The sequence below is a fragment of the Nocardia cyriacigeorgica genome (assembly GCF_029868385.1).
Taxonomy (GTDB): domain Bacteria; phylum Actinomycetota; class Actinomycetes; order Mycobacteriales; family Mycobacteriaceae; genus Nocardia; species Nocardia cyriacigeorgica_F.
In genome coordinates this window covers 1-2911 of record NZ_JARWNX010000057.1, presented here as the reverse complement: position 1 = coordinate 2911, position 2911 = coordinate 1, and the positions used below count along the sequence as shown (strand labels likewise).

Genomic DNA, 2911 nt, shown 5'->3' with positions numbered 1-2911 from the left:
ACCGATCGGACCGGCGAAGAACGTCGGCACCACCAGCGGCGCACCGATGATCGCACCCGCCACACAACCGAGCACACCACCGACCAGCGAACCGAGCAACGTGCCCACCGCCGTCGCCAAACCGAACTGCGTAGCGGCCGTACTCAACGCGGAGTCGAAATCGACCGGCTCATCCGCGACCGGCTGAAGCATGGCGGCGGGCTTGGCCTGCGCCGGATCGGTGCTCGGGGTGAAGGTGGCCGTATTCCCTTCCACCCGTGCGGCGATCGGCCATTCCATACCGTCCTTCAGATAGGTGAGCGGCATGCCCGCGACCAGCCGACCCTGATCGTCGAGCACCTGGAACTGGGAGCCCTGCGTGGTCAACGACCCGGCCTCGGTCCGCAGGACCACCGAATTGTCCACGACGCTTGCGGTGTACTTGATCCCTGGCAGCACATCGGTCTGCACCACGGTGCCCGGCTCGGGCGCGGGGGCGGGAACCGCACCCGCACTGGCCCCGGTTGCCACCACGGCGGCAACAGCAAGAGCGGAAACAGCTAGTACGGACTTAATCGACATGGTTCGAACGCTTTCCCTCGGTGAATCCCCGAAACTCCGCGAACAGAGAATCGGTCGTGGCCTCGACCGGGCCGGAACACATGACAACATCCGGAATGATTCCCTTTGTTTACACGATGCTAAATCGGTGTCAACGTATGTGTCCGGCAGGTGAACTCGCAGGTAATGGGGTGCGGCGCGGTATCCGAAATCTCGCACTATCGAGCGGTTTCGGAATAACGACCAGCACCGAAAGCGAACACATCGGGATCGCCCGTGAGCAGCTACTAGTCCGCTCCGGACCCGCGTCAGGCGCCCGGCGTAGGACGTTCACCGCCCACCGAAGCCCACTGCGCGACATGCGAAACACCAGGCATGACGGAGGGAACTGCTGGCGTCCATGGAGTCCGCGGTGAGGGCTCCCACGGCACGTGCATACCAGGCGGCCGAGTTCCGTGACGCGACGGATCGGTCCACGGGGTCTCCGGCGAAACCAACTCGCGTGACAGCGATGTCGTTCCCGTATTGGAAGACTCCCGCAGTGGATCGCGTGCGCGCGGTTGCGGCACCGGCGGCGGAACTGGTGCTGACGATGGCGGCACCGATATGGAAGGTTCGATGACCGGACTCGGGCGCGGCGGTGGCGGTGCCGCGGGCGGTGGCGGTGGCGGTGGCGCGGGCATAGGCGTGTGTCGGCCATCGATGAGCGGACTTCCGATGGCCGGGTCCACGACGACTGTCGACCCCGCGCTGGGCGCGATGACGATCAGCGACCCGATCGTGCTGTTGTCGATGCTCGAGGTGACCCGAGCATCCGAACGGTCGGCGGCCTTCCATGGCCGCGACGGTCCCGACGCAGACCATGACGGTTCCAGCGCTGTGCGCGACCTTTCCGGGGCAGCGTGCGACCGTCCCGGCGCGGGCTGTGATGGCCCTGGGCGCGGCGGTTCCGACGCATGCCGCGACGGTCCCGTCGCAACCGGTCTGCGGTGCGCTGCGCGGTGCTCGTCGAGTTCGGCGCGCAGCTTCCGTAGTTCGGCGGTGAGACGGTCGGTGCGGTTCGCGGTGCCGTCGGTGGCGGTGATGGCCTGGGTGAGGATCTGGTTTCCCGCTGTGAAGGCGTCGTCCAGCAGGTCGAGTGCGTGGAGATCGGCATTGCCGCTCGGGGCTTCGGCGGCGGCGCGGTTGGCGTTCCCGATCACCGTCGACACCGCGTTGCGGCCCTGTTCCGTAGTACCGGCGCCTTCCCGGACGAGGGCCGCGACTTTGCGGTCCAGGGTCGCGAATCCGGCCATGGCGAGGTTGAGTGATTGCGCCTTCGCCGCGTACTCCTTGATTCCGCTGCGCGCGTTCTCGTCGATGGGCGCGGGCGGTTCGGGTACCGGCGCGGTGCGGTGTGAGCCCGATCCGAATTTCCGCCAGACATCGCACAGATAGCCGGGCAGCTGTCGATAGGAGTCCGCGATCGGCCGGGACAGGTCGGGCGGCATCCGCAATCGGGCCATTTCCACCGGGCAGCTGCCGTTGCCGATATCGATGGTTTCGATCGCGACGGGCGGGCGGGCCTGAGGCGAGACCTCGTAACCACCGAAGCCGCCGCCGAGCGCGCCGAGCAGACTGCCCTCGTACTTGTTCCAGGGCAGCAGCGTTTTGGCCGCGCCCGTTTCCACGCGACGAGCCGCACCCGCGGACAGTGCTCTGGTCGCGGCGGCGGTGATCCCGTCTTTGAGGAGTTTGCCACCGAGGTTGGCCGCCCACGCCCCACCCGCGGCACCGATGCCAGCGACCAACGCCTCTTCGGCAGCGCTGCCCGCGTCTCGATCATCGCCGACGACACCGCCGAGAAATGACCCTGCCGTCGAGCCGAGCATCGCACCGGGCGGACCGAGAACAGCGGCGCCGATCAAACCACCGGCGAACGACCCGGCATCGGCCCAGGTGAATCCGAGAAAACCCACGATTCGACACTAAATTCGATTTCACCGACCCAGCAGCACTCATTGCGACCTTCAACCGGTAAACGAAGAATTATTTACGGAATCACTCCGAACCCCGAACAAAGAATGGGCGGCATCCCGTCGGATGCCGCCCATTCCTGATTCAGATTGTTGTATTCACCGACTCACATCACCTGACCGCTGTCGAGTTGAAGAACTGCATAGCGGCCGCAACACCGACCGGAACTCCGATCGCGATCATGCCAGCGGCCGCACCGAGGGTGATCCCCACGGCGGCGCCACCGATACACAGACCGATCGGACCGGCGAAGAACGTCGGCACCACCAGCGGCGCACCGATGATCGCACCCGCCACACAACCGAGCACACCACCGACCAGCGAACCGAGCAACGTGCCCACCGCCGTCGCCAAA

2 protein-coding genes and 1 pseudogene are annotated in these 2911 nt (G+C 66.2%); all 3 read right to left on the bottom strand.

The window, feature by feature from the left end:
- A partial coding sequence (locus tag QH168_RS19175) for a hypothetical protein (protein ID WP_280236105.1) occupies positions 1-513 on the bottom strand: 513 nt, incomplete at its 3' end.
- Positions 514-848: 335 nt separating this feature from the next.
- The gene (locus QH168_RS19170) at positions 849-2498 is read right to left on the bottom strand and encodes a hypothetical protein (RefSeq protein WP_280236104.1); all 1650 of its coding nucleotides are present in this window, start codon (positions 2496-2498) and stop codon (positions 849-851) included.
- Positions 2499-2667: 169 nt separating this feature from the next.
- Positions 2668-2911, bottom strand: a pseudogene (locus QH168_RS19165) (hypothetical protein); the annotation flags it as partial.